Annotated in this window: 24 protein-coding genes; 15 read left to right on the top strand and 9 right to left on the bottom strand. The window is 58.9% G+C overall.

What is annotated here, in order from left to right; genetic code table 11:
• The first annotated feature begins 41 nt into the window (after positions 1–41).
• Positions 42–902, top strand: a complete 861-nt coding sequence (locus tag ACODSR_RS18025; protein ID WP_489077992.1) for an LLM class F420-dependent oxidoreductase — start codon at positions 42–44, stop codon at positions 900–902.
• A 51-nt stretch (positions 903–953) separates the two neighbouring features.
• Here ACODSR_RS18025 and ACODSR_RS18020 read toward each other — a convergent pair whose 3' ends face one another.
• Positions 954–1,742 (bottom strand): SDR family oxidoreductase, encoded by a 789-nt coding sequence (locus tag ACODSR_RS18020; RefSeq protein WP_489077991.1) that lies wholly within the window; start codon positions 1,740–1,742, stop codon positions 954–956.
• 95 nt (positions 1,743–1,837) lie between these two features.
• Positions 1,838–2,605 (bottom strand): SDR family NAD(P)-dependent oxidoreductase, encoded by a 768-nt coding sequence (locus ACODSR_RS18015; RefSeq protein ID WP_489077990.1) that lies wholly within the window; start codon positions 2,603–2,605, stop codon positions 1,838–1,840.
• A 94-nt stretch (positions 2,606–2,699) separates the two neighbouring features.
• Here ACODSR_RS18015 and ACODSR_RS18010 point away from each other — a divergent pair, with 94 nt between their 5' ends.
• The gene (locus tag ACODSR_RS18010; RefSeq protein ID WP_489077989.1) at positions 2,700–3,500 is read left to right on the top strand and encodes an enoyl-CoA hydratase/isomerase family protein; all 801 of its coding nucleotides are present in this window, start codon (positions 2,700–2,702) and stop codon (positions 3,498–3,500) included.
• A 10-nt stretch (positions 3,501–3,510) separates the two neighbouring features.
• Here ACODSR_RS18010 and ACODSR_RS18005 read toward each other — a convergent pair whose 3' ends face one another.
• Positions 3,511–4,830, bottom strand: coding sequence for an acetyl-CoA hydrolase/transferase family protein (locus ACODSR_RS18005; protein ID WP_489077988.1), 1,320 nt, complete (start codon positions 4,828–4,830; stop codon positions 3,511–3,513).
• A 33-nt stretch (positions 4,831–4,863) separates the two neighbouring features.
• Here ACODSR_RS18005 and ACODSR_RS18000 point away from each other — a divergent pair, with 33 nt between their 5' ends.
• Genes ACODSR_RS18000 through ACODSR_RS17990 form a run of 3 tightly spaced genes read left to right on the top strand, consistent with a single transcriptional unit; the run spans position 4,864 to position 7,357 of the window.
• Positions 4,864–5,316, top strand: coding sequence for a MaoC family dehydratase (locus tag ACODSR_RS18000; RefSeq protein WP_489077987.1), 453 nt, complete (start codon positions 4,864–4,866; stop codon positions 5,314–5,316).
• 11 nt (positions 5,317–5,327) lie between these two features.
• The gene (locus tag ACODSR_RS17995) at positions 5,328–6,179 is read left to right on the top strand and encodes an HpcH/HpaI aldolase/citrate lyase family protein (RefSeq protein WP_489077986.1); all 852 of its coding nucleotides are present in this window, start codon (positions 5,328–5,330) and stop codon (positions 6,177–6,179) included.
• Positions 6,179–7,357: an acyl-CoA dehydrogenase family protein gene (locus tag ACODSR_RS17990; RefSeq protein WP_489008436.1), complete on the top strand. Its 1,179-nt coding sequence runs from the start codon at positions 6,179–6,181 to the stop codon at positions 7,355–7,357. Before ACODSR_RS17995 ends, ACODSR_RS17990 begins: the two co-directional genes overlap by 1 nt.
• Positions 7,358–7,443: 86 nt before the next feature.
• On the opposite strand, the gene ACODSR_RS17985 is transcribed toward ACODSR_RS17990, so the two are convergent.
• On the bottom strand, positions 7,444–7,860 hold the full coding sequence (locus ACODSR_RS17985) for a nuclear transport factor 2 family protein (protein WP_489077985.1): 417 nt from the start codon (positions 7,858–7,860) through the stop codon (positions 7,444–7,446).
• 275 nt (positions 7,861–8,135) lie between these two features.
• Between ACODSR_RS17985 and ACODSR_RS17980 the strand changes: the two genes are divergently transcribed.
• Positions 8,136–8,660: an SRPBCC family protein gene (locus ACODSR_RS17980; RefSeq protein ID WP_224551121.1), complete on the top strand. Its 525-nt coding sequence runs from the start codon at positions 8,136–8,138 to the stop codon at positions 8,658–8,660.
• Positions 8,661–8,980: 320 nt separating this feature from the next.
• Positions 8,981–10,405, top strand: a complete 1,425-nt coding sequence (locus tag ACODSR_RS17975) for an FAD-dependent oxidoreductase (protein WP_489077984.1) — start codon at positions 8,981–8,983, stop codon at positions 10,403–10,405.
• A 77-nt stretch (positions 10,406–10,482) separates the two neighbouring features.
• On the opposite strand, the gene ACODSR_RS17970 is transcribed toward ACODSR_RS17975, so the two are convergent.
• Both ACODSR_RS17970 and ACODSR_RS17965 read right to left on the bottom strand, forming a co-directional pair.
• Positions 10,483–11,232: an NADPH-dependent F420 reductase gene (locus ACODSR_RS17970; RefSeq protein ID WP_489008438.1), complete on the bottom strand. Its 750-nt coding sequence runs from the start codon at positions 11,230–11,232 to the stop codon at positions 10,483–10,485.
• A 47-nt stretch (positions 11,233–11,279) separates the two neighbouring features.
• Positions 11,280–11,705, bottom strand: coding sequence for a MarR family winged helix-turn-helix transcriptional regulator (locus ACODSR_RS17965; RefSeq protein ID WP_489077983.1), 426 nt, complete (start codon positions 11,703–11,705; stop codon positions 11,280–11,282).
• 148 nt (positions 11,706–11,853) lie between these two features.
• Here ACODSR_RS17965 and ACODSR_RS17960 point away from each other — a divergent pair, with 148 nt between their 5' ends.
• The 3 genes from ACODSR_RS17960 to ACODSR_RS17950 all read left to right on the top strand — a co-directional run bounded on the left by ACODSR_RS17960 (position 11,854) and on the right by ACODSR_RS17950 (position 14,434).
• Positions 11,854–12,762, top strand: coding sequence for an LLM class flavin-dependent oxidoreductase (locus tag ACODSR_RS17960; RefSeq protein ID WP_489077982.1), 909 nt, complete (start codon positions 11,854–11,856; stop codon positions 12,760–12,762).
• A gap of 103 nt (positions 12,763–12,865) precedes the next feature.
• The gene (locus ACODSR_RS17955; protein WP_489077981.1) at positions 12,866–13,963 is read left to right on the top strand and encodes an NADH:flavin oxidoreductase; all 1,098 of its coding nucleotides are present in this window, start codon (positions 12,866–12,868) and stop codon (positions 13,961–13,963) included.
• A gap of 69 nt (positions 13,964–14,032) precedes the next feature.
• A complete protein-coding gene (locus ACODSR_RS17950) occupies positions 14,033–14,434 on the top strand; it encodes a putative quinol monooxygenase (RefSeq protein ID WP_489077980.1) in 402 nt (133 codons plus the stop codon).
• Positions 14,435–14,525: 91 nt separating this feature from the next.
• Here ACODSR_RS17950 and ACODSR_RS17945 read toward each other — a convergent pair whose 3' ends face one another.
• Positions 14,526–16,109 carry a class I adenylate-forming enzyme family protein gene (locus ACODSR_RS17945; RefSeq protein WP_489077979.1) on the bottom strand — a complete coding sequence of 528 codons (1,584 nt, stop codon included), beginning with the start codon at positions 16,107–16,109 and terminating at the stop codon, positions 14,526–14,528.
• Positions 16,110–16,513: 404 nt separating this feature from the next.
• Between ACODSR_RS17945 and ACODSR_RS17940 the strand changes: the two genes are divergently transcribed.
• Genes ACODSR_RS17940 through ACODSR_RS17930 form a run of 3 tightly spaced genes read left to right on the top strand, consistent with a single transcriptional unit; the run spans position 16,514 to position 19,576 of the window.
• A complete protein-coding gene (locus tag ACODSR_RS17940; protein WP_489077978.1) occupies positions 16,514–17,755 on the top strand; it encodes an acyl-CoA dehydrogenase family protein in 1,242 nt (413 codons plus the stop codon).
• Complete coding sequence (locus tag ACODSR_RS17935; protein WP_489077977.1) at positions 17,748–18,821, top strand: phosphotransferase family protein; 1,074 nt, start codon at positions 17,748–17,750, stop codon at positions 18,819–18,821. The genes ACODSR_RS17940 and ACODSR_RS17935 overlap by 8 nt, the downstream gene beginning before the upstream one ends.
• An 8-nt stretch (positions 18,822–18,829) precedes the next feature.
• Positions 18,830–19,576 carry an SDR family NAD(P)-dependent oxidoreductase gene (locus ACODSR_RS17930; RefSeq protein WP_489008443.1) on the top strand — a complete coding sequence of 249 codons (747 nt, stop codon included), beginning with the start codon at positions 18,830–18,832 and terminating at the stop codon, positions 19,574–19,576.
• A 69-nt stretch (positions 19,577–19,645) separates the two neighbouring features.
• On the opposite strand, the gene ACODSR_RS17925 is transcribed toward ACODSR_RS17930, so the two are convergent.
• Together ACODSR_RS17925 and ACODSR_RS17920 are read right to left on the bottom strand one after the other, a co-directional pair.
• Entirely contained in the window at positions 19,646–20,575 is a 930-nt protein-coding gene (locus ACODSR_RS17925; RefSeq protein WP_489077976.1) for an SDR family NAD(P)-dependent oxidoreductase, read from the bottom strand.
• The gene (locus tag ACODSR_RS17920) at positions 20,553–21,311 is read right to left on the bottom strand and encodes an SDR family NAD(P)-dependent oxidoreductase (RefSeq protein WP_489077975.1); all 759 of its coding nucleotides are present in this window, start codon (positions 21,309–21,311) and stop codon (positions 20,553–20,555) included. The genes ACODSR_RS17925 and ACODSR_RS17920 overlap by 23 nt, the downstream gene beginning before the upstream one ends.
• Positions 21,312–21,875: 564 nt before the next feature.
• On the opposite strand from ACODSR_RS17920, the gene ACODSR_RS17915 reads away from it, so the two are divergent.
• Positions 21,876–23,036, top strand: coding sequence for an acetyl-CoA C-acetyltransferase (locus ACODSR_RS17915; RefSeq protein WP_489008458.1), 1,161 nt, complete (start codon positions 21,876–21,878; stop codon positions 23,034–23,036).
• A gap of 420 nt (positions 23,037–23,456) precedes the next feature.
• Positions 23,457–24,122 (top strand): TetR/AcrR family transcriptional regulator, encoded by a 666-nt coding sequence (locus ACODSR_RS17910; protein ID WP_489077974.1) that lies wholly within the window; start codon positions 23,457–23,459, stop codon positions 24,120–24,122.
• Positions 24,123–24,152: the final 30 nt, after the last annotated feature.

Below are 24,152 nucleotides of genomic sequence, written 5' to 3'. Positions count from 1 at the left end.
AGCAAATGTTCAGCGTGCGTTGCAGTTCCCGGAGATAGAGGATGAAGTTCGGAATTAGCTGCAGCCAGATTCTTGGCCACACTCCGACTGCCGGTGACATCCTGTCGATGGCCAGAGAAGCCGAAAAGATCGGATATCACTCGATCATGTTGGGCGATCATATCCTGACGCCGAACTGTTTCGATGACTCCAACTATCCGGCCGGCACATTCGACGCCGCAACACCCTGGTATGAACCGTTCGTCCTGCTCTCTGCGCTCGCGGGCGCGACGACAACGATCCGGCTGGGCACGGGCATCGCGGTGATACCTTATCGTCCCCCCATTCAACAGGCACAGGCGATCGCGACGCTCGACTTCATAAGCGAAGGGCGTTTTTACTATGGCGCCGGGATCGGATGGATGCGCGAGGAATTTGATGCGCTCGGGGTTTCCTTCGACGAACGCGGTCGGCGCAGCGACGAATATCTCGAACTCATCACGCTGCTGCTATCGGGACGACCCGAAGGATATAAGGGCCAGTTTGTCGATTTTCCCGGTGGGCGTCTCAATCCGCTTCCCCATCAAAAGCCCTACCCGCCCATCATCATCGGCGGAGAATCGCCGCCCGCTATCCGGCGTATCGCGGGATATGGCGACGGATTTTATATCAACTGGAAAAGCCTGCCCGAACTCGACTTGTTCATCACTGCTCTGACCGATCAAATGGAGCGCAACGGGCGCGCCGTTTCAAGCCTCTACAAACAGCTCGCGACCACCGATGTCGCCTTCATCCGTGCAGCAAAGGATATGCTGCCCGACTATGCGGCGCGGGGCGTGGACGAGATCATCTTCAGCCCCGTGTGCGATTCTCCCGCTGAAGGGATGGAGGCGATCAAGGCATTCGCCGACGAGTTTTTCTGACCCTAAGGCAAGACATCCACAAGCCTGTCACACACGCAGATGAACGCTCGATCAATATGTGGCGTTCGTGACGCCGCCATCGATCACCAAGCTCTGCCCGGTGATATAGTTCGACTGCTGGCTACAGAACATCGCCGCGATGGCGCCGAAGTCGATCTCCGACCCGAAGCGCCCGACCGGAATGCCGATCGTCTTGATCGCTTCCTGCAGTTCCGCTTCCAGGCTTATCCCCTTTTCCTCCGCGCGTTTGCCGTAGATTTCGCGGATCCCGTCCGTGTCGTGCATCGCAGGCAGAAGAGAATTGATCGTCACGCCATGCGGGGCGATCACCTTGGCGACCGCCACCGTATAGTTGACCAACGCGGCCCGCGGCGCGCCGGACAAGATGCGCCAGGGATGAGGAAATTTCACCGCAGCGGTGGCGATATTGAGAATGCGGCCCCATCCCCGATCGCACATGCCATCGACGATGGTGCGGATAAACTCGACGGGTGAGATGAAGGTCATGTCCAGGTTCGCACGCCAGTCCGCGTCCGAAATCTGTCGGAAATCCTCGATATAGGGCGGTGGCGAACAGGTGCCGACGAAAATGTCCGGCTCAGGGCAGAGCTCCAATATACGCTCGCGTCCTTCCACTGTCGCGTGATCCGCAACGATCGCCCGCACCTGCGCGCCGGTCGTGCTGCGAATTTTCTCGCAGGCTGTTTGCAGCCGTGCCTGATTACGCGCAGAAATGAAAAGGTTAACCCCCTCGCCACCCAAGGCCATGGCGGTGCCAAATCCGAGTCCCGCGCTACCGCCATTGATGATGGCGTTACGCCCCCTGATCCCAAGGTCCATCGTTCCTGATCCTTTCCGCCTGCTCGATTATCTCTGCATCTGCACCCGCTTCCAGTATGACGCCGGTTTGTTCGGTCAGGCCATTTGTAGATGCGTTAAAGTTGCAAGCCACCATCGACGGCCAGCGACTGCCCCGTGATATATTTCCCCTTCTCAGACAGCAGGAAGGTGACGGCGTCCGCGACATCCTGCGCAGTACCAAACGCCTTCATCGGCAGCATCCTGCGAATACCGTCCACCCATTCCTCGATCCCCGGCTTTGAAATCAACTCGCCACCCAGGCCCGCATTGATGAACCCCGGCGCGACACAGTTGGAGCGGATGCCGAAACGCCCTTCTTCCAAAGCGATGCCACGGAACAGCATTTCGATAGCCGCCTTGGGCGCTGCCGAACAGATGTCGCGCAGTGGCACTTTTTCAACGGCGGCCGTGATGACGGCCACCAGGGCACCGCCACCACCCGCCTTCAGATGTGGCAGCGTCGCCCAGACGAGGTTGAAGGCGGCCTGGACGTCATTGTCGAAAACCTGCTTCCATTCGGCTGGCGTGATCGTGTTCAGGAACTTCATCGGAATGTGCGGGCCGGCGGCGTAGACGACCGAATGAACCCGACCGAAGCGCGCCGCTGCCGCGTCCACGAACGCCTTCATGGCATCGGCATCGGTATGATCGACGGACATGGCCAGTGCGTCCCGACCAGCGGCCTCGACCTTAGCGACGACCGCATCGGCGGCTTCCTGGCGTGACCGATATGTGAAGGCGACATTCGCGCCGGCAATGGCCAGTCCTTCGCAGATCGCAGAGCCAATGCCCCCACTGCCGCCAGCGACGATCGCCACGCCGTCTGTAAACATCCTCTCCATCTACGTTCCTTCTTTTCCTCTTGTAGGCGCAACCCATATGGTGCACCCCTCCAAAATCAGAATTAGTTCGCGCATACTATACTGAGGAAATCAAATGCCCAACCCCGAAATTATCATCACCGAAAGCGAAAGTGTGATTCACGTCGCTTTCAACCGGCCGGAAAAATACAACGCCATCAGCATGGACATGCTCGACGGCCTGCGCGACGCGACGGCGCGGCTGCGCGATCGCGATGACCTGCGCGCGATGCTGTTAACGGCCAATGGCAAATATTTCTCCGCCGGCATCGACCTCAACGGCGGCCTCGCGCCCGATGCGTCGATCAAAAGCCCCAAGGCTTTCCGCAGCTGGTATCGCCAGGGCTCAGGCAGTCTGCATGGCCTCGGCGACGAATGGGAAGCGATTGAGAAGCCGATCGTCGTCGCCTTTCAGGGACCGTGCCTCGGCGGCGCGCTGGAATTGTCGCTCTGCGCCGATTTCCGCCTCGCCAGCACCGGTGCTCGCTTCGGCCTACCGGAAATCAGCTTTGGCGCATTGCCCGGATCGGGCGGCACAAGCCGCCTCGTCCGGCTGGCTGGGCCACATTGGGCGCGCTGGCTGGTACTCGCCAATCGGCAGGTCGATGCGGATCGGGCGCTGGCCATCGGTCTGGTTCACGATGTCGTCCCGCAGGAAGAACTGGCCGACAACGCCCTCGCCTTCTGCCGCTCGCTGGCGGCCCTCCCGCCCGAAGCATTCGGCGCGGGCAAGCTGGCGATCGAACTGGCGACCGATCTGGATCGCGCCCAGGCACGCAATGTCGAACGCCTGGCCGTCAGCGGACTGTTCCAAGGGGCCGAACTGCATGATCTGATGCGGGCCATGCAGGAAAAGCTGGCTTCCAAAAAGGGCTGAGGCAGGAACCTCAGAGCTTTTCGATAAAGCTTCGCCACTGCGCGGTCAGGTCAGCGCGGTGATCGGGCGCAGCAATGGCGATCAACGCGGCGGCACGCTCTGAATGGGTGCCGCCGCGCAGGTCTGCCAGGCCAAATTCGGTCACTACGATATCGACATCCATCCGGCCTAGCGACACCGGCCCCGCCCCTGCATTGGGCGCGACGATCCGGCTGATAGTGCCCTTGGCGGCGGTGGCTGCCAGCGCAACGATCCGCAGCCCGTCGGCCAGTTTAGCACCCCGCGCGAAATCGCTCGCGCCGCCCGGACCCGACATGAAACCCTTCGGCCCGACTTCGGCGTATACCTGGCCGAACAGGTCCACTTCAGTCGCCGAATTGATGGCAATGAAATCGCGAATGGCCCTGATGGCCAAGCCATCATGCGTGAGTGCTACAGGTGCGAACCGGTAAGCCGGACCGGTGATCGCCTGATAGAGCCGCTCTGAACCGATTGCGACGCCGGCCATCACCGCCGCGCCGGGCGCAAGCGCCCCCGCCTCCTCCAGATCGACCACGGCATCGCCGATCAAACCGGAATGCACGCGCAGATTGCGCCGCCCCGTCAAGGCGCGAAATACAGCGCCCGGCACCTTTCCCAACCCGGTCTGCAACGTCGCACCATCGGGAACCAGCGGCGCTATATACCCTGCAATCGCGTCGGAAACGGCATCGCTGCCGCTGTCGGGCATACCCAGAAGCGGCTGAGACGACTCGACTGTCGCCGTGATGCTCGTCAGCGGAATGCGCGCCTCGCCGCGCGTGCGCGGCATCAGTGGATTGATATGCGCGAGACGCACGGGGATCGATGGCCAGAGTTCCGCCAGGAAATCAACGGTCGAGCCGAAGCTGCACATCCCGTCCTCGTCAGGCGGCGAGAGCATCATCAAAGCCGCATCAGGGGGAGCATATCGCAACCGCTGCCGGATGTCGGCATAGCAAAGCGGGAGAAATGTTACCGCGTCCCCCGCCGCCTTGAGCTCCGGCGTGAGGAAAAACGTCTCCGTCTTACAGGACGGATTGGCCAGATAGGTTCGGCGATTGAGGGCGGGAACGAAGATACCGGTGAACGTCATGGCACCCAGCGCTTCGCCGGCGCGATCCAGCGCATCTGCGAACAGCAACGACTCGGCCGAGCAGCCTGACACAATCGTTCGTCCGCCGACGGGAAGGCGCGCTACGAGAGCATCGACATCTGCTTCGATCGACATAATTGGCAAGCCCTCCGCGCAGTCGCGACCGGAACTGCAATTGGAATATTTACAAGCGGGCCGGTTGCTGTCAATCAGCATCTAGTATGTAGAGCCTAGAGGATATCCGAGAGAATGGCGGGTTTGTATTTCGACCAGTTCACGGTCGGCCAGACATTTCAGCACGAGATACGTCGGACGGTGACGGACATGGACAATATGCTGTTCTCGTCACTGACCTATAATCCCGCGCCCATTCATATCGATCACGCCTATGCGGCGGGAACCGAGTTCGGCAAGCCTTTGATGAACTCCATATTCACGCTGGGCCTCGTGATCGGTCTGTCCATACAGGACACAACGCTCGGCACGACCGTCGGCAATCTGGGCATGAGCGAAACCAAATTTCCAAATCCCGTTTTCTCCGGCGATACCATCCGCGCGGAAACGCGCGTCGATGCCCTGCGACCGAGCGCATCCCGACCCGGCCAGGGCATCGTCACGTTCGAGCATGTCGGTTTCAACCAGCGCGACGAGATCGTCTGCTCGACCAAGCGCAACGCGCTCATGATGGGAAGCCCGGCATGAGGTTGCGTTCCATGCTTTTCGTACCCGGCGACAGTGAACGAAAGTTCGCCAAGGGATCGTCTGCGGGCGCCGATGCGCTGATCCTGGATCTGGAGGACGCAGTCGCTCCGTCGATGAAGGACGCTGCGCGCGCGCATGTGTCTTCCCTGCTGGATGATCGCGCCGAACGATCCTGGCGCTTTTTCGTGCGCGTCAATCCATTCGATACCGACATGACCTTTGATGACATGGCAGCAGTCGTTAAGCCTGGGCTGGACGGGTTGCTAATCCCCAAGGCGAATTCCGCGCAAGATCTCGTGCGGATCGGTACCGAGCTGGATCGGCTGGAAAGCCAGGCCGGCATGGCAGCAGGAACGGTCAAACTGGCCGTCGTCGCAACGGAAACCGCGCAGGCCATGTTCAATCTTGGCAGCTATGCGCCCGCTCATCCGCGCCTGGTCGCCATGACATGGGGGGCGGAAGATCTGGCGGCGGCCATCGGCGCGACCGACAATAAGGAAGAGGATGGCAGCTGGACCTTCCCCTACCAGGTTGCGCGCGCCCAATGCCTGTTCGCGGCCACCGCAGCGGAGGTGCTGCCCCTCGACACGCTCTATGCTGATTTTCGCGATCCGCAGGGGCTGGAAAAAGACTGTCGCCGCGCCCGCCGCGACGGTTTCGTCGGGCGTATAGCCATCCATCCTGATCAGGTGGACGTCATCAACCGGGCCTTTTCGCCATCGCCTGAACAGATCGCAGAAGCGCAGGCGATCGTCGATGCCTTTGCTGCGTCTCCGGACGCAGGCACATTAGGCATCAACGGAAAAATGTACGACATCCCTCATCTCAAGGCCGCACGCCGAACGCTGGCAGGAGTAAAATAATGTCCTCACCCCGCCCCCTCCCCACCCAGGAAGAACGCGATGTCATCCGCGAAGGCGTGCGCGCCGTCGTGACGCGGTTTGACGACGAATATTGGCTCGCCCGCGACGAGGACGGTGTCTTTCCGTTCGAGTTCCACAAGGCGATGGCCGATGGCGGATGGCTGGGCATAACCATGCCCGAAGAATTTGGCGGGGCGGGGCTGGGCGTTACCGAAGCAGCCGTGATGATGAACGAAGTGGCCAATCATGGCGGCGGGATGACCGCGGCATCGGCCATCCATGTCAATCTGTTCGGTCCCCATCCCATCGTCGTGAAGGGGACACCGGAACAGAAAGCCCGTTGGGTCCCGCGTTTGATTTCGGGTGAGGATCAGGTCGCGTTCGGCGTGACCGAGCCGGACGCGGGCCTTAACACGACGCGGATCAAGACGTTCGCCGAAAAGGTGCCCGGCGGCTATGTCGTGCACGGACAAAAGGTCTGGACATCGACCGCACAGGTGGCCAGCAAGATATTGTTGCTGACACGCACCACCAAGTTTGAGGATTGCGCACGACCGACAGACGGCATCACGATCTTCTACACCGATCTGGACAGGACCAAGATCGACGTTCACAAAATCCCGAAGATGGGCCGCAAGGCGGTGGATTCCAACGCGATCTTCATCGATGGCCTGTTCATTCCCGAGGAAGACAGGATCGGCGAGGAAGGCAAGGGCTTTTCCTATCTGCTCCACAGTCTGAACCCTGAACGAATCTTGCTGGCGGCAGAAGCGATTGGCCTGGGGCAGGACGCCCTGCGCCGCGCGTCGAAATATGCCCGTGAACGCATCGTGTTCGATCGCCCGATCGGGCAGAATCAGGGGATACAACATCCGCTGGCGGAGCGCTGGATGTACCTCGAAAGCGCATGGCAGATGACGATGAAGGGCGCTGAACTATATGACAGCGGCCTGCCATGTGGCGCAGAGGCCAATAGTGCCAAATTCCTGGGCGCACGCGCCGGCCATGACGCCTGTTGGCAAGCGGTGGCGACGCATGGCGGGTTCGGCTATGCGAAGGAATATCATGTCGAACGGCTCTATCGCGAAGTCGCCATTGCGCGCATTGCGCCAATCACCGAGCAGTTGATCATGTGCTTCATCGCGGAAAAGGTGCTGGATCTCCCGAAAAGCTACTGAATCCGCTATTGGATCGAGCTGCAAGCAAAAGAGCGCGCGTGGCACACGGCCCCGGCGCTCTTTTGTTTACCCCGCTACCGTCAGGATTATGAAATTATCTGGGGCGGGAACATGGGAAGAATGGTGCGCTTTTCAAACTGCCAGCCATCCGACGTCCTGACATAGCTGTCTTCATAGCGGATATAATGGCGGACATGGCCACTGCTGCGCGTATTGGCTTCGACCAGCGCGAACACGGCCCCAGTCGCCCGGCTTTCATCCCAATCGAGGATCACATGGTTCATCATCAGATGCACCACATGCAACACATCGGCCTTTAGTTCCGCGCCATAGACCGCAATCGCCTCGCGACCGGCGTAGATGCCCATGCCCGCGGGGCTTTCGTCGAGCACCCCATCGGGGGTGAACAGACCGGCCCATGCGTCGATCTGCCAGAGGTCGATATGATAGGCATATCGGTTGACCAGTTCCTGCAAGGCAAATCTGTCATCTGCATTCAGCATATTTGCTCCTCTCGGCATGACGGCATCGTCGATGATGATTCGCCCCCGATGCCTGACTACCCGCGCGTACACTTGACACCACGGAGGAGCATAATATGTAGTATGTCAGTACTAGACCTGTCAAATGGCCATTCCAATGCCGGGAGATATGCGCGATATAGCCAGGTGTTCCGCCAAGCGTTGCCCAGTGAACAGAGATATTCGTTCATGGCGAGCAAGCGGCAGCCGAACGGCCGGCAGGTCCGATCAACAGACCGGTTTCTAAGGAGCAGTAGATGCAGAAGTTTAAGAGAGGCCATGCGGAATATCGTGGGATCGTCGATGCGCCAATCGACGACGTCTGGGAACTGCTGACCGACTGGGCCAATTTTGAACGCTGGTGGATAAAGCCCGAAGATGGCGGTCGCCCCGGTCCAAATATCGCCAGCGTCGAACTGCTGGGCGCGCCTGATGAAGTACCCCGGACCCGCATCGTGCGCCACGTCACCGGCTCGGCTGTCGATGAAAAGCTCTGGATGCAGGACGATGCCACCAAGCGTATCGTTTATGACATGGTTTTTCGCCCGAACCCCGGCGGCGCAGAATTGCGCAACGAGTTCAGAAACTATCTGGCCACGACCATGCTCGACAGCCTGCCCACCGGCGAAACCTTGATGACGTTCAAGTCGGAATTCGACGTGATCGAGGAAGCCGACCTGAACCTTATGATCTCGCTGATAGAAAGAACCTATTCGGACGCAATCCTGAACGGGTTCAGGCAATATTTCGCGAGGCAAAAGGCACAGACCGTTCCGGCCTGATTGCGCCGAAACAACGCTATGACGCTGCTTGCTGGAAGGCGCGAAAGGCAACGTCCAATAGCGCGTGGCCTAACATGCAACGGCCCTGACTTTGTCGTCGAAAGCCTGCGCAGCTACTTGGCTCCGTTGGCTTTCGCCCCCCTCGCCTCAGCCGGACGGGAGGGCAAAGATGCACATTTTTTTCGGCATTTAGCCGTCAAACCTGTCGATGTGGTCTGCGTCATCGGGGAGGCCGGGTTTGAAACGATCATCAACGGATGTTTCGGCTCCTGCAAGCCGACGGCCGCGACGTTGGCCTGATAGACGTAAGGATTATTCGCATGTCGGTAGATTATGACATTGTCGTCGTTGGGGGAGGTGGCGCAGGCTTGTCGGCCGCCTACCACGCCGCCAGGAACGGCGCCTCTGTGATGCTGGTAGAGGCCGGCCCGACGCTAGGTGGCGCTACCGCACTTGCCGGCGGCGTCGTCTATGCGGCAGGAACGAGCGTCCAGCGGGCGGCTGGCATCGTCGATTCCGCTGAAGATATGTTCCAGTATATGATGACTCTCAACCAATGGTCGATCAAGCCCGCCTTGGCGAAGAGGCTCTGTGACAACGGTGCCCATATTATCGATTGGCTGATCGAACTGGGCAATGAATTTCCTCCTGATCTGGTGATTGAATCGGGTGTTGGTGGGCGCCCGCGGGGTCATCAGTCGGTCGATGCAGGTTTCGGCATCGCAAGATCGCTGATAAACGCGATCGGCGCGCAGGGGGTCGAGGTCGCTCTCGGCTCGCGTGTGTCCGACCTGTTGGTCGAGGATGGCAGGGTGGTGGGAATCCGGTCCGGCGATATCGACTTACGCGCCCATGCGGTCATCGTCACGACTGGTGGATTTGCCAATAATCCCGAGATGGTCAAGCGGCTCTGGCCGACGGCGGCAGCGCATGGCGGTCGGCTGACCTCCTTCTATGCCGAAGCGCCCTACAATGTTGGCGACGGCATCCTTCTTGCCGAGCGGGCGGGTGCCAACATAATGGGGATCGATAACGGACTGTTGGTCATGTCGCCCAATTTCAAGCCGGACATGTCCTATGCTCTTCCTGAGTGGGCGATGGTGGTCAACCGGGACGGCAAGCGTTTCGTTCCTGAAGATGCCTCATACGCCGTATGCGGCTATCTGGTAAACGAGCAGCCGGAAATGCGCTGCTTTGCCATTTTCGATGAAGAGGCCTTGCTGGACGCCTGTGCCGACGACAGCGTTTTCAAAGTCTATATCAACGATCCGGGTAACGACAGCTGGCGTGTCGACGTGATCCGCGATCAGGTTGCAAAAGGCCGGGTCAAGGTCGCGGACACGATCGCCGAACTGGCGAAGAGATCCGATATAGATCCGATCACTCTTGAACTGACCGTCAATCGCTACAACGATCTTATGGACCGGGGCGAAGACGTGGATTTCTTCAAGGAGACCGCCAAATATCTGCCTATCCGCACCGGCCCCTTCTATGCTGTTGAAATCCGTGCGACTGCCATGGTTTCGTGCCATGCGGGGATTGAAATAGACGCCGATGGGCATGTGCTGGACGGCCATGGCCGCGTGATTCAGGGGCTTTACGCGGGCGGAGAGGTGCTGGGCTGTACGCTGGGTCGTCGCTATATTGGCGGTGGCATCGGCATTGCGAACGCGCTGACTTTCGGTCGCATCGCGGGAGAGACAGCTGCCGCAGAATGCGCGCAGATGCACCAGAACATAAGCTGACGCCTATCTGTTTCAATGGAATGCCCGTCCATCGACCAACCCATGCCGCTTGCCCGTCAGGGCAAGCGGCATAAATATTACATGAAAAGCACACGGTTGAGGCTCACCAGGAATTCCGCGCTGGGATCGCGAGCGCCAGTTCCCGTCATGCGCTCGACGACGGCTTCGTAGCCAAGATCGCGGCGCTTGGGCAAACGTTCCTTTACCGCTGAGGCTAGTGCCGCTGGCATTTCCTGCCGCGTCAGATCCGTGCAATAGCAGGGCGACCCCGGCTGCTGCCGCCAGGAGTCGGCCAGTGTGCCAGCATATACCGCGTCAAAACCGCTATCCTCGACCAGCGCCATTCCCACCGTACGGCTGCGATCATCATCGGCAGACACGGGAATGGCAAGACGATCGGGATCGCCCGCGGGCTTGGCTTTGTTGGCGAATGAATCGGACCCTATCGCATTCCACGCCTTCGCGACGGGGCGGCCCAGCTGCTCGACGACCCACAAGCTCTCCACCTGGCCCGCCTCGATAGCATTCATGCCGCTGTCGCGAGCCGGATAATAGTTTGACGTGTCGATGACGACCGTTTCAGCGGGCAGCGCCGCGATCAGTGGCGCTACATCGGCAATACGCAGCAGCGGGATCGACAGGATCACGACATCGACATCCGCCACAGCCTCGGCGGCCTCGACCGCGCGCGCGCCATTGGCCAACATCTCGGCGTCGATCGACTTGGGACCACGTGAGTTCGCCACCTTCACCTCATGTCCCGCCGCGCTGAGTACCAGCACGAGGGTCTTGCCTATGTGGCCGGTGCCAAGAATGCCAATTTTCATGAATCATCTCCCAGTTTTGATAAGTGTCCCGGATGTTGACGGACCGGCTACTCTGCGGGAATTGCCAAAGCATCCAGAGTTTGTCGAAGCCCCTCCAAGGCGTCATCACTCAGGTCGCAAGCCGACCTGATCTTGTCGGTGACGCCAATGATTTCGCTATCAAGCGACCGGGCATAGGGCGTCAGGTCCACCAGAACGCGACGCTCATCCTCTGGATCACGCGTACGTGTAACAATGCCCGCCGCACCCAGCCGCTTGAGGATGGGCGTAATCGTCCCCGCATCCATGTCCAGCCGATCGCCTAGCGTTCCCACAGAAGCCGGCGAAGCCTCCAGCAAGGACAACACCACCAGATATTGGGGGAATGTGAGCCCAAGCGGCGTCAGAAAGGGCGTATGCATGCGCACCATTCTGTTGGCCGCCCGATAGAGCGAAAAAGACAATTGCGTACCAAGCGACATAAGATAAACCATTTCTCTTGCCCGCTATTATATAGTGCACTATGTAATATGAGTTTATATGTCAAGCCGTCGGCCTTGAGATTGTGGCGACGATGGCTCACCGGTTGTCGATCGAAAAAATATCGTATATGGGTCCTATAATCTATATGAGAGGAACATCATGCCTGCCATCGGTCTCACCCTTGATCGCACCACACATATGCTGTCCGCTGAAGAGCTTGCAGATTTGGCGTTGAAGATCGAACGGCTCGGCTTCGACAGCGTCTGGCTGCTCGATTCGTTCGGTCGTGATCCTTACATGGCGTGCGCCTATATGTTGTCGAAGACATCGACCCTAAAAGTGGCTACTGGCGTTGCGACCGCCTATAGTCGCGATGCAATGGGCGCCCAGCAGACGCGAGAAGCCTTATCCGAATTCTATCCTGGCCGATTTCTCATGGGTATCGGTGCATCCAACCCAATCGTGATTGCCAAACGCAAGGGCGAGTGGGTTGCCCCACTGCCGAAAATGACGTCCTATCTGGAAGATATGGCAGAAGTCCAGTTGATCAGCCCGAAGCCGGAACAGCTGGCCCCTGTCATTCTTGCAGCCCACGCGCCCGGCCTGCAAAAGCTGGCGGTCAAACATGCGCAAGGCATGGTAACGTGGATGATGCCTGCCGGCATCATCACTGAAGCGAGAGAGCGCGTAGGCCCCAACTTCAACATCACCGCGCAGATATTATGTGTGCTGACCACCGATGCTGAAAAGGCGCGCGCCGTCGCCCGCGCCTATCTGGCCATGTATATCGCCCTGCCCTATTACCAAGCGGCCTTCGCCAAATGCGGATTCGAGGAATCCGACTGGAGCAACGGCAACAGCGACCGGTTGATCGACGCCCTGACTGCCTGGGGTAGCAATGACCAAATCCTCGCCCGCGTTGAGGAATTTGCCGGCGCCGGTGCCGACCGTGTGGTGCTCAATGTGGTGCGTGAAGACGAAACCCAGCGCGCCGACGGAAAGCCACCGGTCATTATCGGGGACTGGGTTGGTATTGAAGACCTGGCCGCCATTCTTGCCACCAACTAGGGCTTTTGCAGCCTAGACGGAGGCCATGCTGGCAGCAGCGTAATGACCTGTGAGAAAGGAGGCGCAGCGAAGCCGCCGCTGCAGCCTTCGATTGGGAGAAATAATGCCGCATTCCCGTCTCTTCGACACGCTTCCTATGGCGCGCGGCCCGGCCCTGAAGAACCGCCTGATGCTGGCTCCGCTCACCAACCAGCAGAGCCACATCGACGGTAGTCTGTCCGAGGAAGAGGTCCGCTGGCTCGCGATGCGTGCAAAGGGCGGCTTCGCGCTGGTAATGACAGCTGCCGCCCCGGTTCAGCCTGTCGGACAGGGCTATCCCGGCCAGCTTGGCGTCTTCGCTGACGGACATATCGAAGGGCTGACCCGCTTCGCGGCCTCCGTCAGAGACAATGGAGCCGTTTCGGCCGTACAATTATACCATGGAGGCGAACGCGCTGATCCTGACTTGGTGGGAACGCCTGTTGCCGCGTCCGACAGCAAGCGCAACGGGGCCAGGGGTCTTAGCCTTGTCGAAGTCGAAGCCTTGCGGGACGACTTCATAAGTGCGGCCTTACGCGCCGACGCTGCCGGCTGTGACGGCGTACAGATACACGGAGCGCATGGTTATATTCTCGCGCAGTTCTTTTCACCTACGATCAATCAAAGGGACGATCGCTATGGTGGTAGCTTCGAAAACCGCGCCCGTCTCCTCCTGGAAGTCATAGACGGGATCCGCCGCCAGTGCCGTCCCGACTTCCAGATCGGACTTCGCCTTTCACCCGAACGTTTCGGGATGAGGCTCGCCGAAGTCCGTGAACTTGCAGCGAGCATCATGCAGGCGGGACAGATCGATTATCTCGACATGTCACTATGGGATGTTGCGAAGGAGCCTCATGAGGAGGAATTTCAGGGCCGCAGCCTGCTGAGCTATTTCACCGAGTTGCCGCGTGGAAATGTACGCCTCGGCGCGGCCGGCAAGATCATGGATGCAGCGACCGCTGTGAACCTGATCGATGCAGGTTGCGATTTCGTGACGATCGGTCGCGCGGGCATACTGCGCCACGACTTCCCCATGCGCGTACATCAGGATTCGGCATTTCTGTCACCGCCACAACCCGTCGACGTCGAGCATCTGCGAATGGAAGGGGCGACCGACCCGTTCATCGCCTATCTGCGCACGTTCCCGGGATTTGTTGCCGAACAGGAACAGGCGAGCAGCTGAACTGCGCTCGTGAACCGGTGCAGCGCCGTTTCGATCACGATAGTAGCCTCATCAAGCAGGAGAGTTAACATGACACAAGAATCGCCATTTACCCGTGACCGCAATCTGTTCGCGGTCCGCTGGTCGGTGGATCCGGCCCGCCGCGAGGAGTTTCTTCAGATTTTTGAAAATGTATGCGAACAGGCTAAGCCCTATTATTATCGTGGCTGTGTTTTCGCATTTCAGGGTTGGGCGCGCGATCCGAACGAATTCGTCGTGTTCGCATCGTGGGACGATGACGTCGCGGCGGAATTGCGCCTAGTTCCGGAGTTTCAGGAATTTAACCGCCAGCTTTTGGATTGCTGCAGCGGACCTGTGTTGATGGAACAGTTCAGCGGAATGGACATCGATCGTCATATCTTCGACGATTTCCCGGCCGGAAAATCAACGGCGCACAAATTCGGCGACAAGAACGCTTTCATCGTCCGTTAAATCGGCGCTCGGTGCCGCCCGCTTGCTGCGGCGGCACCGATATTATCTCCGTCCTGCGCGCGCCAGCAAAGAGTGCAACCACCAGCCTTGTTCAGCCCTGCGCGCCCCCATCGGGCGAAGCAAACAGGCTGATCAGTTCGAATTTTTGAATTTTTCCCGATGCCGTGCGTGGAAACTCGCTCACGATCTGCCACAGCTTGGGAACCTTGTGTCGCGCGATCCGATCGAGCAGGAACGCGCGAATATCCTCGATCTCGACTGTCACCCCCGGATCGCATCTGATCGCAACCGCGACCTCTTCACCCCAGCGCTCGTGCGGTACGCCGACGACCGCGCATTCGGCGATCCCCGGATAGTCGCCCAGCCGATCTTCGATTTCGCGGGGGTAGATGTTCTCGCCCCCGCGAATGATCATCTCCTTGAGCCGCCCGGTTACGCGAACATAGCCCAGATCGTCCAGCGTGCCGAGATCGCCCGTCCGCAGAAAGCCGTCATCGTCGAACGCAGCGGCGGTAGCGGCAGGATTGTCGAAATAGCCGCGCGTCATATAAGGGCTGCGTATCCGGATTTCGCCGATCTCGCCAAGTCCCAGCGTTGCGCCGGTGGCAACATCGGAAATTTTCAGTTCGGTGTAAGGATAAGGCTTTCCAACCGTGCCGGCGATGACTTCGACCGGATCTCCGCGCAACGATTTGCACATGACACCGCCCGCTTCGGTCTGGCCGAACATGATCTGGACATCGGCATTGAAGCGCGCGCCCAAACGGCGAACGAATTCGGGTGATATCGTTGTGGCACCCGTCTGGATGACTTCAAGGGATGACAGGTCGGTCTTGTCGAAATCCGGATGCTCCATGATAGCGAGTGCCATAGTTGGAACGCAAGGAAACCAGACAATCCGCTCCTGTTCGATCAGCCGCAACACGTCTCCGGCGTCGAAGGCGCGCAATATGATATGGGTGCTAAGCCGCGATATGCACCCCAGGACAGTGCTGACCGATCCCCCGATGTGGAAGAAAGGCATGACCCCCAACCACGGCAGGCCGTCGTCCAGCAGGTAGAGTTCCGATCCCAGCAACGCATTGTTCACGATACCGCGGTGATGCAACTTCACCGCCTTGGGTAGGCCGGTCGTACCCGACGTATAGAGGATAAGCGCTGTGTCATCAGGCGTGACCTCAACATCGACGCGGACTTCCGGCGCGTCCGCGATGTGGTCCTCCCAGTCGCGCGTTAGCAATATGGTACGCAAATGCGGCAGCGACGATCGAATCCCCTCGATGGCATCGACCAGGGAAAAGCCACGATATTCCGTATCCGCGATCAGACCGACAGCCTGACTCTGTCGAAGCAACGCCTCGACTTCGCCCAGACGCAACGCCGGATTGAGGGTGACGAGAACAAGGCCCGCCTGCGCCGCCGCCATCTGATACACTATCCATGGCCCGCTGTTGGAGCCCCAGATGGCGACATGCTCACGCGGCTTGAAATGGGTGAGGAGCGTTCGCGCTAGCCGCTCGGAATCGGCTTGCAGTTGCTGATAGGTCCATGCGCGGTCCCCATCCTTTATGGCAATTCGACCAGGCGCGCTGTCGGCCGCGCGCTTTAGAAGTTGCCCAACCGTCCAATCCTGGATCCTCGATCCCTCCTGGACCAGAGAATGTACGTCAGCCATCTGATTTCCTCATCTCACATTCGGCTATCATGCCAATATGTGCCCCTCTATGGATACTATATCCTATCACAATCGCCATTTCAGGCAACCATAAGCTGAAGCCCGCATCCCGCGATCTCTCGCCGAATTGCAATCAGGCGAACGGCTCGACACCAATTGACACGCCATCAGTAGGTCCTATAACCTATAGCCAGATTTGTGGGGAGGGCCAGAGGCTTTTACGTACGGCTGATCATGCATGGTTCAGCGGGCTGCGTACAGTGCGTTGATCGTCCTCTCGATCGGCCCCATAAGCTGGACGATGCGATTGGCCGTCGAGTTGATGCACCTTACTCCAAAGTCTGACACGAAAAAATGAGGCATCCGTTCTTGCGGTACGCCGAAACCCGCAACGGAGTTTGATGATGGATTTCGCTTTGAGTGAGCGCGGGCAGGAGTGGCTGCTCCGGGTCCAGAATTTTTTGGGGGAGCATGTCTATCCCAACGAGGCTGTCTACGAAGAACAGCTGGGTGACGACACCAATGATCCATGGCGCGTTCCGCCCCTGATGCTGGAATTGCAGCAAAAGGCCCGCGATGCCGGCCTTTGGAACATGCATATGCACGATACGCGCCACGGGCCGGGCCTGAGCAACCTCGACTATGCGCCGATCGCAGAGGCGCTGGGCCGGGTCCACTGGGCGTCGGAAGTGTTCAACTGCAACGCGCCAGACAGCGGCAATATGGACGTGCTCTCGCTCTATGGCAGTCCCGAGCAGCAGGAAAAATGGCTAAAGCCCATGCTGGCGGGCGAGATCAAGTCAAGTTTCGCGATGACCGAGCCGGCGGTTGCCTCTTCCGATGCGACGAATGTGGAGACCCGGATCGAGCGCGACGGTGACCATTATGTCATCAACGGTCGCAAATGGTGGATCACCAACGCCTATAATCCGCGCACCAAGATCTTCATCGTCATGGGCAAGACCGATCCCACTGCGCCCCGTCATCTGCAACAGACGCAAATACTTGTCGAGCCAACCACCCCCGGCGTGACGCTCGTCCGGTCGCTGCCCATCTTTGGCTATCACGACCGTCCGCACGGTCACGCCGAAATCCTTTTTGAAAATGTCCGTGTCCCGGCGGGAAATGTGATCTTGGGCGAGGGACGCGGGTTCGAGATCGCACAGGGACGGCTGGGGCCGGGTCGCATTCACCATGCCATGCGCATCATCGGCGTGTCCGAACGCCTGCTGGAAAAATTATGTTTGCGCCTTACCTCGCGCGTCGCCTTCGGCAAGCGCCTGTCGGACGAAAGCGTGTGGAAGGAGCGGATCGCCCGCGCCCGCATCAATATCGAAATGAGCCGCCTGCTCGTTTACAAGACCGCATGGCTGATGGACACGGTCGGCGTGCAGCAGGCCAGGAACGAGATTTCCCAGATCAAGGTGATCGTGCCTGAACTCGCGCAACATTTGTGCGACGTCGTCCAGCAGGCTCATGGCGCGGCGGGAATGTGCGACGATTTCGGCCTGGCTTATACCTTCGCGCGACTGCGCGTCATGCGTATCGGCGATGGCCCCGACGAGGTGCACAACCGCGTCATCGCGCGCAACGAACTGGCAAAATACAAGACCACCAAACCCAGCGAGGTAGCACATCATGGCTGACCGGCAGGAACTGCTCACCGGAACCGAAGCGCCGCCCGAACATCTGGCGCTCGATCGGCTGAAGCTTGCTGCGTACCTCGCGCCGCGCGTGGATGGGCTGGGTGGCGATTTTGCGATCGAGAAATTCAAGGGCGGTCAGTCGAATCCGACCTACAAGCTGGTGGGGCAGGACAAAAGCTATGTCCTGCGTCGCAAGCCGCCCGGCCAGTTATTGGCATCGGCGCACGCGATCGACCGTGAATATCAGGTCACAAAAGCGCTGGCCGACGCGGGCTTTCCCGTCCCCCGCCCTGCGCTCTATTGCGAGGATGAGTCCGTCATCGGTTCGGCCTTCTACATTACCGAATTTATCGACGGACGCGTATTCTGGAACGCTGATTTGCCAGGCGTGGCGAAAGCGGATCGCACCGCCATCTACGATTCGATGAACGCCTATATCGCCGACCTTCACGCGCTCGACTATAAGGCGCTCGGCCTGGAGACGTTCGGCAAGACAACCGGGTTTACCGCCCGCAACCTCAAACGCTGGTGCACAATCTACGAACAGTCCAAACTGGTCGAGGTGCCGGACATAGACTGGCTGATGCAGGCGTTGCACGATCGCCTTCCCGAGCAGGAGCCGACTACGATCCTGCATGGCGACTTCGGCCTGTATAACGCCATGGTGCACCCGACCGAACCGAAGATCTTGTCGGCGCTGGATTGGGAAATGTCGACGCTCGGCAATCCCTATATAGACTTGGCGCACAACAGCCGCGCCTGGTGGGAACCGCTCGGCTTTGCCGAAGGTAGCGCGACGTCGCTTGTGGGAAAAGATCTCGATGCTTTGGGCATCCCTACGCTGGACGCCTATATCGAAAGCTATTGTCGACGCGTCGGCATCGCCGCGATCCCGCATCTCAGCTTCTATCTGGCGTTCGTGCAATTCCGTTATGCCGTGATGATTCAGGGCATATTGAAACGCGCCAGCACGGGCACGAGCATAAATCAGCGGGTCAGCCACACGCAGGATCGTGTCGCCACGATTGCCGCACTCGCCCGCAAAACCCTCACTGAATCGCTATAGGTCCGGTCATGAAACAATATTTCGATTTCAGCGGCAAGGTCGCGCTGGTGACCGGCGGAAGCCGCGGTCTGGGGGCGGCGATATCGCGCGCCTTTGCCGAACAGGGTGCCGACGTGATCATCGCCAGCCGCAACGCAGAAAATTGCGAACAACTGGCAGCTGAAATTGCAGCCGAGTTCGGCGTCCGCGCCCTTGGCATAGGCGCGCATCTGGGCCGGTGGGACGATATCGACCGGCTGGCCGAGACCGCCTATGCCCATTTCGGCAAGATAGACATATTGGTCAACAATGCCGGCATGTCGCCGCTGTCCGATGGGTCGATCGGTACGCCCGAAGCCTTGTTCGACAAGGTCGTCGGCGTCAATTTCAAGGGACCATTTCGCATGACAGCGCTCGTCGCAAGCCGGATGGTGGAAGGCGATGGCGGCAGCATCATCAATATTTCCTCGATCGGGTCGATACGGCCTCAACCCGAATATGCGCCCTATTCCGGCGCCAAGGCCGCTTTGAACGCCATCACGACCGCGCACGCATTTGAATATGCGCCCAAAGTCCGGGTCAACGCGATCCTGCCGGGCAGCTTCCGCACCGACATTGCCAAGGCCTGGTCGCCCGACAAGGAAAAGAACATCAAGTCGGCGATCAAACGCTATGGCGAACCTGAGGAAATCATATCGACGGTACTCTACCTCGCGTCCGATCATTCAAGCTTCACGACCGGCGCGCTCATTCAGGTCGACGGGGGCCGCCCCTGAGCTGATCGGAGGCTGACCTGACCGAAGGCAGAGGCACATGGCCGCGCGTCATGATCCTCTGCCGGTCACCTATCGGTCTCTGGCCTGGATGTCCGCTTCCGCGCGCGCCTTTGCCGTCTCCAGATAGGCCATGACCTTTTCCCGCGGTACGGAAGGTCGGAATATCGACAGGCCTCCATCCACTGCCAGATGGGTGCCGGTCACAAAGGCGGATTCGTCGGACCCCAGATAGGTCGATGCGTAAGCGATATCGACCGGCTTGCCCGCCCTTGGCAGTGGCTGGGAGCCCGACGCCATTTCGTCCAGATAGGCTGGCATCAGATCCGCAACATCCTTGCTGGCACCGATCAACTGGCCCCACATAGGTGTGGCGTAAAATCCCGGAACGATGGCATTCACCCGTATATTGTCGGCGGCGAGTTCAAAAGCCGCCCAACGTGTCAGGTAGAGCACGGCCCCTTTGCACACGACATAAACCATGCTGGCGGCCGGCGAAAAATTTTCAGACGCCGCCGAAGCAAGCAGGACGATGGAGCCGCCGCCGCGCCTGTTCATGGGACCTATGGCATGTTTGATGCCCAAGACATGGCTGCGCAGCAACGTCGATTGACCGTCATCCCAGGCTTCGCTCGTCAGATCGACGATTTTCGCCTTATGATCCACCGACGCGGCTGCATGGACGAGGATGTCGAGACCGCCGAACCGCTCTTCGGCCATAGCCATCGTTGCGGCAATGGCATCCTCGCTGCGAATGTCGCACCGGCTGAACGCGACCGATTCGGGGAACTGCGCCTCCAGAACAGCCCCTTTATCCACCTGGATGTCCGCGACGACGACCTTTGCCCCCTCGGCAACATACAAGTCTACGATTCCGCGTGCGATGCCCGATACGCCGCCCGTGATGACAGCCACTTTCCCAGATAGACGTCCCATCCCACACCCCTTCCCTTCTCGCATACTCATCTTCAGGCGGTAGTCACTTGGACCGCCAGCCACCATCCACTCGCAGGGTGGTTCCCGTAATGAAGCTGGCCGCGTCTGACGCAAGGAAGAGGACCGGCCCGGCGATCTCCTCCGGCTCTGCAAACCGCCCCATCGGGGTTACGGACCGCACGAAATCGTCAACCTCCGAGGCACCACCCATCACATCGAAGATGTTGGTCCGAACACCGCCCGGTGCCACCGCATTGACGCGAATGCCGCGCTGTGCGACTTCGCAGGCGAGCTGGTTGACCAGTCCGGCCACCCCATATTTCGATGCGGTATAGGCAACGCCCCCCGCCAGGCCGCCCATGCTGGCGACCGAGGACGTCAGGACAATATTGCCCCGCGTCCGGGCAAGATGGGGGATGGCCGCGCGCGCGCCAAAGAAGCTGCCCGACAGATTGACCTCGATATTGCGGTGCCACAAGCTGTCGGACATTTCGTCGCAGGCTGTACCCGCATCGATGACGGCGGCGTTCCCGAAATAGACGTCGAGCCGACCGAACAAGGATATCGCCTGGTCGATCATGGTATCGACTTCCGCCCGGACACTCACATCAACTTGCCAGGCCTCCGCCGTTGCCCCCGATGCACGGATGAGATCGACCGTCTCCTGCGCTTTATCCCCGACGATGTCGGCAACCACGACCGCAGCGCCCTCGCGGGCGAAGGCCGATGCTGTGGCCCGTCCGATGCCCGATCCCGCGCCGGTGACAATGACGACCTTATCGATGAAACGACGATCCGACATGGCTTGGCACTCCTTCATAATGGCCACAAAACAATAAACTGATATGGTCTGTTTGCGTCTCAACGCTGGCTAGTGCGCCCGATGGATGCCACACTACAACTGGCTGCTTGAGGGCATGGCGTCGATGGAACGCTAGACCATGGCTAAGGCGATAGGTGCACCTATCTTGGCCAAACCTGCGATCTCAAATCCCCTCGCATCTATGTTAGTATACAGTATCTATCGACTACACTTTGCTCAGCGAGTTCGCAAGAACGGGATGAGCAGCGTGGGGAGATGGGGCATGTTTCAGGCAGCCAGCATTTCGGACCGCACCCGCCAGCTTGCTCGCGCCGGGCGCGCGACATTCATCGACATAAATCAGTATATAGTGCCTAATGATTTGAAGTTGTCTCTGTCACCATGTATGAGATGGAATATGGCCCCGCCGCGATGCCTTTGCCCTGACCGAACGGATAAGCTGGGCGGTCGTGGGATCGGATTCGCCCGGTTGGGCGATGGAACATGCATTGGCGACGATCTCTCGTCCGGTTGCGCGCGCGTTATGATGGTGAAGGAATAAATATGAACGCATATATAGTTTCAGCCGTGCGAACCGCAGGTGGCAGGCGTAATGGGCGCTTGTCGGGGCGTCACCCTGTCGAACTGGCAGCAGAGGTCCTGAACGCCGCCGTTGAACAGGCTGGCGTTCCTCCCGAAGCAATTGAGGACGTCATATTGGGGTGCGTCACACAATATGGTGAGCAGTCGCGGCAGATCGCGCGCTTTGCCGTGCTGGCGTCCAACCTCCCCCAGTCCGTGCCTTCGATCACCATCGATCGACAATGCGGATCATCGCAACAAGCGATGCAGTTCGCGGCGCAAGCGATCATGTCCGGCACGCAGGATATCGTCATCGCGGCGGGCGTCGAGAGTATGAGCCGTGTCCCTCTCGGCTCAGCGACCAACAGCGCGCAGGGGGCTACTCCCATGGTGCAGTCGATCCGCGATCGCTTTTCAGTCAATGATTTCAGCCAATTCGCAGGCGCGGAAATGATCGCGAAAAAATGGGGCTTCACGCGCGAGGATCTCGATACGTTCGGCCTTGAAAGCCATCGCCGGGCGATGGCCGCGACCAATTCCGGCGCGTTCGATGCTGAAATTGTACCTATCGCGATCACGCTCGCGGATGGGACGACAGACTTGCACTTCAAAGACGAAGGCATCCGCTGGGATGTGTCTGCGGAAGGTATGTCGAGCGTCAAGTCAGTAGTCGACGGCGGCCTTATAACGGCGGCCACATCGTCCCAGATCACTGACGGCGCCGCCGCTGTCGTCATCGTGTCGGAAAAGGCTCTGAAAGAATATGGACTGACCCCTATTGCGCGGATCGCCAGTTTCATCGTGACCGCAGGAGACCCGGTCATCATGCTGGAGGAACCCCTCTATGCAACGGATAAGGCGCTAAAACGCGCAGGCATGGCAATCAGCGATATCGATCTATTCGAAGTGAACGAGGCGTTCGCGCCCGTGCCGCTTGCTTGGCTGAAGCATACCGGCGTCGACCCTCTGAAAATGAACGTCAATGGCGGCGCGATCGCGCTGGGGCATCCGGTTGGGGCGTCAGGCGCAAAATTGATGGCAACACTGGTACATGGTCTTCGGGCAAAGGGCCTTAAATATGGGCTTCAGACCATGTGCGAAGGCGGCGGGCAAGCTAACGTAACGATTGTGGAGGCGCTGTAGCTTATAATTGCTGGCTTCACCAAGTATAAGAACCCGCAGACGAGGCGAGTGATCGATCCGGCAGTTTCTTGGTCAGCTTATACCAACGTGCGATGATTGTGACTCATCTCCCCACCCCGGCGGGCAGGGTTGGTTGGAAGTGGCTCCAGTCAAGGGGAGGGGGAGCGAGGCGAAGCCGAGCGCCCACGCTGGCGGTAGCACACCCCAACCCAACCTCCCCCATAAGGGGGAAGAGTGTTAGGGGGCACGATCATTGCAACTTGGTATTATAGTGTTTGCACTCATGTCGGCCGATGATCCGATTGCGCCGCGATTTCAACAAGCGCCAGGGATGTGGCCTCTGCTCATCAAGGTTGACCGACGAACCATGCATGGTAGGGTATTGGTTTTAGCAACTAAACTACTAAGGGGAACGCAATTTTGGGCGAAGAATCTACTCCCGACCGTATCCTGTCCACCGCGCTCAGGCTTTTCAATAGCAGTGGCGTGGATCGCGTTCCCATATATAAAATTGCGTCCAGCCTGAGTATCAGCCCTGGTAATTTGACCTATCACTTTGCAAAAAAGCAGGACATCATTTATGCATTGATAGATCGGCTTGAGCAGGATGCTGCCGACGTATTGGCAAGTCCGCGCAATCCTGGAGCCAAGCAACTCGCTGAATATATAGTCAATCTATTCAGCCTGATGTGGCGCTATCATTTCTTCTTCGAGTCACTGACCTATTTTACTGCCACAGATCCCCATCTGGCAGAAAGCTATCATCGAATAATGACAACTGCGATCAAGGGATCGATTCATAGAATAGAGCAGGCGATCAGTTGCGGAGACATTGCACCGCTTGTGGCTCCCAACAGTCCTCAAATTCTGGGAGAAAATATGTGGGCAGTCTGGGTGAACCGCCTTGGCGCAGCACGATCAGGTACTGACGAGGATAGTGACGGGCTGGATGCGATATATGATTGTTGCATCCATCACATTAGCCTGATCCAACCCTACGCAAGTGCAACCTATGTTGTGCGGCTACACAACGCCGTCAGAAACCTCTTAAATGTTGAGGAACCGTCAAAATCTTTAGTTGGGTGAAAAGCTGTTCATTTACGTATTCAAATCGTC

Source organism: Sphingobium sp. FG125 (assembly GCF_057809795.1).
The sequence above is the reverse complement of the archived record's forward strand: the minus strand, read 5'-3'. Positions and strand labels throughout refer to the sequence as shown.